7 protein-coding genes, 1 tRNA gene and 1 other annotated feature are annotated in these 8136 nt (G+C 37.3%); of the genes, 7 read left to right on the forward strand and 1 reads right to left on the reverse strand.

Features of this window, described 5'->3' with window-relative positions; all coding sequences use genetic code 11:
* Positions 1–18 precede the first annotated feature (18 nt).
* Entirely contained in the window at positions 19–1020 is a 1002-nt protein-coding gene (locus tag COE49_RS15545) for a YaaC family protein (RefSeq protein ID WP_088233321.1), read from the reverse strand.
* Positions 1021–1135: 115 nt separating this feature from the next.
* Between COE49_RS15545 and guaB the strand changes: the two genes are divergently transcribed.
* From guaB to COE49_RS15580, 7 genes are all read left to right on the forward strand, one after another.
* Entirely contained in the window at positions 1136–2599 is a 1464-nt protein-coding gene (guaB, locus tag COE49_RS15550) for an IMP dehydrogenase (protein WP_000264081.1), read from the forward strand.
* 113 nt (positions 2600–2712) lie between these two features.
* Positions 2713–4020 carry a serine hydrolase gene (locus tag COE49_RS15555; protein WP_141556631.1) on the forward strand — a complete coding sequence of 436 codons (1308 nt, stop codon included), beginning with the start codon at positions 2713–2715 and terminating at the stop codon, positions 4018–4020.
* 160 nt (positions 4021–4180) lie between these two features.
* Positions 4181–5068, forward strand: a complete 888-nt coding sequence (pdxS, locus tag COE49_RS15560; protein ID WP_000186157.1) for a pyridoxal 5'-phosphate synthase lyase subunit PdxS — start codon at positions 4181–4183, stop codon at positions 5066–5068.
* Between the two features lie 18 nt (positions 5069–5086).
* Positions 5087–5677: a pyridoxal 5'-phosphate synthase glutaminase subunit PdxT gene (gene pdxT / locus COE49_RS15565; RefSeq protein ID WP_098253005.1), complete on the forward strand. Its 591-nt coding sequence runs from the start codon at positions 5087–5089 to the stop codon at positions 5675–5677.
* A 54-nt stretch (positions 5678–5731) separates the two neighbouring features.
* Positions 5732–5953: a binding site (T-box leader), on the forward strand.
* A 51-nt stretch (positions 5954–6004) separates the two neighbouring features.
* Positions 6005–7279: a serine--tRNA ligase gene (gene serS / locus COE49_RS15570; protein ID WP_088233324.1), complete on the forward strand. Its 1275-nt coding sequence runs from the start codon at positions 6005–6007 to the stop codon at positions 7277–7279.
* Positions 7280–7433: 154 nt separating this feature from the next.
* Positions 7434–7526 (forward strand) — tRNA-Ser (locus tag COE49_RS15575).
* A gap of 166 nt (positions 7527–7692) precedes the next feature.
* Positions 7693–8085, forward strand: coding sequence for a sigma factor-like helix-turn-helix DNA-binding protein (locus tag COE49_RS15580; protein WP_140417546.1), 393 nt, complete (start codon positions 7693–7695; stop codon positions 8083–8085).
* Positions 8086–8136 lie beyond the last annotated feature (51 nt).

Raw genomic sequence — 8136 nt, forward strand, 5'->3', positions numbered from 1 at the left:
CATTTGACTCGTGTTTTTTTATTTCCCATGAAATAGATTCGGTTCTGATAATAAAAATGCTGAAATATAATAAGGGATTTTTTGAGCAGAAATATTTAAAAATTGATAAATAAATGGATAGTCTTCGGAGTTATAACTTCCAAGCAAGTCATACCACCAATCTGTTTCGTATCGTGAAATCATACTTAAATTATAGAGCAATAAATAATGAACAAGGAGCTCAGGTAATACGGGCTTAGGATTTCTAGGATCGGTTGTAAGCGGTAAGTAATAAGTATCCGCAAGGTACTCGTAGTACAAAGGAGTACTATACATAGGATTCCATGAATCGATAGGTGCTGTAAAAAGTATATTCAAGTCACTCGTCCTTTCAGGGGTTTGTTGTATGGATAAGTGCTTACAAGCGGATTCAATGTAACGTGAAAATCTCTCTGTAGTCATATGTAGTCGATCTAGTATATTGACTGAAAAAGAGAGTTCATTTTTATTTGTTGAATCGATTTTATATAAAGTTGATCCTTTTTGACCATAGCGAAATAAATGTTGTAATTCGGGAATGGTTCCCATTAAGTCTAACATGTTAAATTTTTCTGCTTCTAGGTGTTTCATGTGAAATAGTTGTTCTGCAACATGAGTAAATAATCCATTTTTTTGTACCTTTACCTCATCTTCTAAAAATTGATAGCCTTGTTTTTTTCGTTTGCGAGTCGTAACGCCATGAGCTAAAACAGTAGTGGATTCTGGATAGTTAGGGTCGATAGTTAGTAAGCATGCTTTAAATAGTTGACTAATCCCATAAAACAGCAACATCGGCTGAATAGAAAATGGGGATGCTTTATATAATTCATAATAATTTTTCCCATGTTCTAAGTAGTAAATAAAGGGATAACAATTTTCAAAGCTCTTTTTTTCAGCATCTTGTATGGAGGATTTTTCATAACAACGGGCAAGATAACGTTGTACATTTTGAGATGAAAAAAAGAAACTTAATTGCTGCCAAGTACAAGTTGAATGATGCATATATTACGCTCCTTTTATTGTCTAAAAATTCTAACATATATATACTTTCTTGACAGTATTTTAACCAATTGATAAGCTACTAATAATAATTTCTGGTATCATGGGGGGAACAATTATGTGGGAATCTAAATTTGTTAAAGAAGGTTTGACTTTTGATGATGTATTACTTGTACCAGCAAAGTCAGATGTACTACCAAGAGAAGTAAGTGTTAAAACAGTTTTATCTGAAAGCTTACAGTTAAATATCCCGTTAATTAGTGCAGGAATGGATACAGTAACAGAAGCAGATATGGCTATTGCAATGGCTCGCCAAGGTGGTTTAGGTATCATTCATAAGAATATGTCTATTGAGCAACAGGCAGAGCAGGTTGACAAAGTAAAACGCTCTGAAAGCGGCGTTATTTCAGATCCATTCTTTTTAACTCCAGAACATCAAGTATATGATGCAGAACATCTTATGGGAAAATATCGTATTTCAGGTGTACCAGTTGTAAATAATTTAGATGAACGAAAATTAGTTGGTATTATTACAAACCGTGATATGCGTTTCATCCAAGACTACTCAATCAAAATTTCTGACGTAATGACAAAAGAACAGCTAATTACAGCTCCAGTTGGTACTACACTGGAAGAAGCTGAAAAGATCCTACAAAAGTATAAAATTGAAAAGCTCCCTCTCGTTGATAATAACGGTGTATTACAAGGGCTTATTACAATAAAAGATATTGAAAAAGTAATTGAATTTCCAAACTCTGCAAAGGATAAGCAAGGACGCTTATTAGTTGGAGCCGCGGTTGGTGTAACAGCTGATGCTATGACTCGTATCGATGCATTAGTAAAAGCACAGGTCGATGCAATCGTTCTTGATACGGCTCATGGACATTCTCAAGGTGTTATCGATAAAGTAAAAGAAGTTCGTGCGAAATATCCATCACTAAATATTATCGCAGGAAATGTTGCTACTGCTGAAGCGACAAAAGCATTAATCGAAGCTGGTGCAAACGTAGTTAAAGTAGGTATCGGACCAGGTTCTATTTGTACGACACGCGTTGTCGCTGGCGTGGGTGTACCACAATTAACAGCAGTTTATGATTGTGCAACAGAAGCTCGTAAACACGGCATTCCAGTAATTGCTGATGGTGGTATTAAGTACTCTGGTGATATGGTTAAAGCTTTAGCAGCAGGAGCACACGTTGTTATGTTAGGTAGCATGTTTGCTGGTGTTGCTGAAAGCCCTGGAGAAACTGAAATTTACCAAGGTCGTCAATTTAAAGTATATCGTGGTATGGGTTCTGTCGGAGCGATGGAAAAAGGAAGTAAAGATCGTTACTTCCAAGAAGGAAACAAAAAACTTGTTCCAGAAGGTATTGAAGGTCGTGTTCCTTATAAAGGACCTTTAGCAGATACAGTTCATCAATTAGTTGGTGGATTACGTGCAGGTATGGGATACTGTGGAGCACAAGATTTAGAATTCTTACGTGAGAATGCACAATTTATTCGTATGTCAGGTGCTGGTTTACTTGAAAGTCATCCTCATCACGTACAAATTACGAAAGAGGCTCCAAACTACTCATTATAATGTCTTATATACAAATAGACGGAGATTTGATATCTCTGTCTATTTTTTTTTGATTATGTTAGAATAACGGTTATGTGAGTACATAGATATTGGGGGTAGCAAAAGTGAAAGGTATGTTTTGCAAAAGATTCATTGCATTAGTAACAATGCTTACACTAGCTTGTAGTATGTTGTTACCATATAGCAATGCATCAGCAGAAACAGGAGCTGCTTTAAACATTGAAGCAGGTGCGGCAATTTTAGTTGAAGCAAATTCTGGGAAAATTTTATATCAAAAGAATGCAGATGAATTATTATCAATTGCTAGTATGACAAAGATGATGAGTGAATATTTAGTTCACGAAGCAGTGGATAAAGGAAAACTTAAGTGGGATCAGAAAATTAAGGTTTCTGAATATGCATATAAGGTTTCACAAGATGCTTCCTTATCAAACGTTGCATTAGAAAATGGTGGCTCTTATACAGTAAAAGAGTTATACGAGGCAATGGCAATCTTTTCTGCAAATGGTGCAACAATTGCATTAGCAGAAGCAATTGCAGGCAAAGAAGTAGATTTCGTAAAAATGATGAATGATAAAGCGAAAGAACTAGGATTGAAAAATTATAAATTTGTCAATTCTACAGGTTTAACGAATAAAGATTTAAAAGGAATGCATCCTGAAGGTACAAACCCGGATGAAGAAAATAAAATGTCTGCGAAGGATGTTGCTACTTTAGCGCAGCATTTAATTAAAGATTATCCAAAAGTGTTAGATACAGCGAAAATTCCGGTAAAGTTCTTCCGTCCAGAAAAAGAGAACTTTAAAATGTCGAACTGGAACTGGATGTTAAAAGGCTTAATTAAAGAATATGATGGTGTAGATGGCCTGAAAACAGGATCGACTCCAGAGGCAGGGGATTGCTTTGCTGGTACGATTGAACGAAACGGAATGCGTTTTATTTCTGTAGTTATTAAAACAAATTCTCATACAGCACGTTTTGATGAGACAAAGAAATTATATGATTATGGCTTTGCTAACTTTGAAATGAAGAAAATGTATGACAAAGGTTCTTCAGTAAAAGGAAATGAGACAGTAAGAGTAGATAATGCAAAAGATAAAGATGTAGCAGTTCAAACAAAACAAGCTGTTTCACTTCCAGTACCAAAAGGAAGTAAAGATGTTTATAAAACAGAAGTAAAAGAATCCAATAAGGAACAAGAAGCACCTATTAAAAAGGGTACTGCGCTCGGTCAAGTGGTAATCACATCAAAAGATACGAATGATCCTGGATTTTTATCTGGTAAGTCATTACAAGTAGATCTTGTAACAAAATCTGAAGTAGAAAAAGCCAATTGGTTTACTCGTTCTATGCGTGGAATTGGTTCTTTCTTTAGTGATATGTGGAATAGTGCTGTTGATACAGTAAAAGGTTGGTTTTAAGAGCTCCTCATGGTAGGGGCTTTTTTTTATTCCTATTTTTCATACCGACTTTATGAAAAAGTAGTAGACAAGCATCTGATAGTTAGTGGTAGAATGTAAGAGTATTCTTAATTTTCGCCTATAACGGGGGAAAGCAATTCACCTAGGGGGGTTTTTGTACATGACAAATGTAACAGGGACAGAACGTGTAAAACGTGGAATGGCAGAAATGCAAAAAGGCGGCGTTATTATGGACGTAATTAACGCTGAACAAGCAAAAATTGCAGAAGAGGCAGGCGCAGTTGCCGTTATGGCATTAGAGCGTGTACCAGCAGATATTCGTGCAGCAGGTGGCGTTTCTCGTATGGCTGATCCAACAATTGTTGAAGAAGTTATGGGTGCGGTGTCAATTCCGGTTATGGCAAAATGTCGTATCGGTCACCTTGTAGAAGCACGTGTATTAGAATCATTAGGGGTAGACTATATCGATGAGAGTGAAGTATTAACTCCTGCTGATGAAGTATACCATTTAAATAAACGTGATTACACAGTTCCGTTTGTATGTGGTTGCCGTGATATCGGAGAAGCTGCACGTCGTATTGCAGAAGGTGCATCTATGCTTCGTACAAAAGGTGAACCAGGAACAGGAAACATTGTAGAGGCAGTGCGTCATATGCGCCAAGTCAATGCAGAAATCCGTCAAGTTGCAAGTCTACGTGAAGATGAGTTAATGACGTATGCAAAAAATACTGGAGCTCCTTATGAAGTACTACTTGAAATTAAACGCCTTGGTCGTTTGCCGGTTGTAAACTTTGCAGCGGGTGGTGTAGCAACACCAGCAGATGCAGCGTTAATGATGCAACTTGGTGCTGATGGTGTATTTGTTGGATCTGGTATCTTTAAATCAGAAAACCCAGAGAAATTTGCACGTGCGATCGTTGAAGCAACGACTCATTACGAAGATTATGAACTAATTGCAAGCCTTTCTAAAGGATTAGGTAATGCAATGAAAGGTATCGAAATTTCAACGTTATTACCAGAACAACGCATGCAAGAGCGTGGATGGTAATTGAAGGAGAACTTTAAGATGGTGAAAATCGGTGTACTAGGTCTTCAAGGTGCAGTTCGTGAGCATATAAAGTCAGTTGAAGCAAGTGGTGCAGAAGCTGTTGTTGTAAAGCGTATCGAGCAACTTGAAGAGATTGATGGTCTTATTTTACCAGGCGGTGAAAGTACAACAATGCGCCGTCTTATTGATAAGTATGCTTTCATGGAACCGCTTCGTACATTCGCGAAGTCTGGTAAACCAATGTTTGGTACATGCGCAGGTATGATTCTTCTTGCGAAAACACTTATTGGCTATGAAGAAGCACATATTGGTGCTATGGATATTACAGTTGAGCGCAATGCGTTTGGACGCCAAAAGGATAGCTTTGAAGCCGCACTTTCAATTAAAGGTGTGGGAGAGGACTTTGTTGGTGTATTTATCCGTGCTCCATATGTCGTAAATGTAGCTGATAATGTGGAAGTACTTTCTAAGCATGGTGATCGAATGGTAGCGGTAAGACAAGATCAGTTTCTAGCTGCTTCATTCCATCCAGAATTAACGGATGATCATCGTGTGACAGCATACTTTGTCGAAATGGTAAAAGAAGCGAAAATGAAAAAAGTTGTATAAGTAACTTGCAACTTGTATAAGATTATAGTAAATTGATGGTAACAATTTTATAAAATAAGCGTGTTGATAGGAAATAGTAACAAATGTCGTTTCTTATAGAGAGTCGATGGTTGGTGGAAATCGATAGAAACAGTTTGTGAATCCATCCTGGAATGGAATGTGGAATATCTTTATGATTAGTAAACATTCCCGGTGAAGAGCCGTTATTTCTACTTGAGAGGAAAGCGGTAATGCTTTCAACTAGGGTGGCAACGCGGGTTAACTCCCGTCCCTTTGTATAGGGACGGGAGTTTTTTGTGTTTTGTAAAATAAAAGGAGGAGTATAGAATGCTTGATATTAAATTTTTACGTACGAATTTTGAAGAAGTAAAAGCAAAATTACAGCATAGAGGCGAAGATTTAACTGATTTTGGTCGCTTTGAAGAACTGGATACGAGAAGAAGAGAGTTACTTGTTCAAACAGAGGAACTAAAAAGTAAACGTAACGAAGTATCTCAACAAATCTCTGTTTTAAAGCGTGAAAAGCAAGACGCGGAAGCTTTAATTCTAGAAATGCGCGAAGTTGGTGAGAAAGTAAAAGACCTTGATAATGAACTTCGTACAGTTGAAGAAGCGTTAGAAAAATTAATGCTATCTATTCCAAATATCCCTCATGAATCTGCACCAGTTGGTGAAACAGAGGATGATAATGTAGTAGCACGTACTTGGGGAGAAGTGAAAGAATTTGCTTTTGAACCAAAACCACATTGGGATCTTGCTACAGATTTAGGAATTCTAGATTTTGAGCGTGCTGGGAAAGTAACAGGAAGCCGTTTTGTATTTTACAAAGGTGCCGGCGCAAGATTAGAGCGTGCTTTAATTAGCTTTATGCTTGATCTTCATACTGATGAGCATGGATATGAAGAAGTATTACCTCCGTATATGGTAAACCGTGCAAGCATGACAGGAACAGGACAACTTCCGAAGTTTGAAGAAGATGCATTCCGTATTGAAAGTGAAGATTACTTCTTAATTCCAACAGCTGAAGTACCAGTAACGAATATGCACCGTGATGAAATTTTAAATAAAGAGCAATTGCCTATACGATATGCTGCATTTAGCTCTTGTTTCCGTTCTGAAGCAGGTTCAGCTGGCCGTGATACACGTGGCTTAATTCGTCAGCATCAGTTCAATAAAGTAGAGCTTGTAAAGTTCGTAAAACCAGAAGATTCTTATGAAGAGTTAGAAAAACTAACAAATGATGCAGAACGCGTGTTACAATTATTAGAGTTGCCATATCGCGTTATGAGCATGTGCACAGGCGATTTAGGATTTACAGCAGCGAAGAAATACGATATTGAAGTATGGATTCCAAGCTATGGCACATATCGTGAAATTTCTTCTTGTAGTAACTTTGAGGCTTTCCAAGCGAGACGTGCAAATATCCGTTTCCGTCGTGAAACAAACGGAAAACCAGAACATGTTCATACATTAAATGGATCTGGTCTTGCAATTGGACGTACGGTGGCAGCTATTTTAGAGAACTACCAACAAGAAGATGGTACAATTATAATTCCAGAAGTTCTTCGCCCTTATATGGGAGGAAAATCAGTTATTAAGTAAATTTAAACATTCATCGGTATGAGTGATTGGTAATTATGAGCGCTGTCAGTACTGTAATGTAGGAGAGGGGAAGTAAAATTTTCCTTTCCTCATAATTTATTTTAGTAGGGTTGACTAACTGTTTTTCTTTTGATATTATATTTGATGTCAATATGGAGGTATACCCAAGTCTGGCTGAAGGGATCGGTCTTGAAAACCGACAGGCGGCGAGAGTCGCGCGGGGGTTCGAATCCCTCTACCTCCTCCAGATATAATTGACAACAGCGCATATAAGTGGAGATTGGAGAACTCGTTACCAACACGTAACGAGTTTTTATTTTAAAACCAATCATAAAGTATGGGGTAAGGCGATTTTGTCCTTATTACACACTCATATTCCGATGATTATCTTCATAGATATGAAAGGAGTCAACATGGATCTTATTATACAAACATTTCCTTTAGATGGAAAAACTTTATATTATGTACAATGTCCTGTCTGTAAGAACAATAGAATTTTAAACAGTGGTGCAAACGTATCACGCATTATAAGCGATGATACATTCCGTAAACTTTGTGGTTGCACTTGTGATGTAAAGCAAGCTGCGACAAAAGTAGAGGCGCCGAAACCAGTTAAAAAAGAAGCTGCAAAGAAAGAAGCAGCTCCAAAACGTACAGGTAAAGTATTAACAGCAGTGATTAATGGGAAAGAAATGACTGTTAAAGAGATTGCTGAAGCATACGATATTAGTACAAGTACTGTTCGTCAGCGTATTAATGCAGGAAAACCTGAGAGTGAAATTATTGCTCCAACAAAGAAGAAGTAATTTAATAGGAAAACCCGTGCATATGCACGGGTTTTTTCAGAGTGTTTGGAA

Origin of the sequence: Bacillus sp. AFS029637 (assembly GCF_002584985.1) — a bacterium.
Taxonomy (GTDB): Bacteria; Bacillota; Bacilli; order Bacillales; family Bacillaceae_G; genus Bacillus_A.

Coding starts and splice junctions, on each gene's coding strand:
- COE49_RS15555 (WP_141556631.1), top strand. CDS start 2,713: ATGTTTTGCAAAAGATTCATTGCATTAGTAACAATGCTTACACTAGCT.
- COE49_RS15580 (WP_140417546.1), top strand. CDS start 7,693: ATGGATCTTATTATACAAACATTTCCTTTAGATGGAAAAACTTTATAT.
- pdxT (WP_098253005.1), top strand. CDS start 5,087: ATGGTGAAAATCGGTGTACTAGGTCTTCAAGGTGCAGTTCGTGAGCAT.
- pdxS (WP_000186157.1), top strand. CDS start 4,181: ATGACAAATGTAACAGGGACAGAACGTGTAAAACGTGGAATGGCAGAA.
- COE49_RS15545 (WP_088233321.1), bottom strand. CDS start 1,020: ATGCATCATTCAACTTGTACTTGGCAGCAATTAAGTTTCTTTTTTTCA.
- serS (WP_088233324.1), top strand. CDS start 6,005: ATGCTTGATATTAAATTTTTACGTACGAATTTTGAAGAAGTAAAAGCA.
- guaB (WP_000264081.1), top strand. CDS start 1,136: ATGTGGGAATCTAAATTTGTTAAAGAAGGTTTGACTTTTGATGATGTA.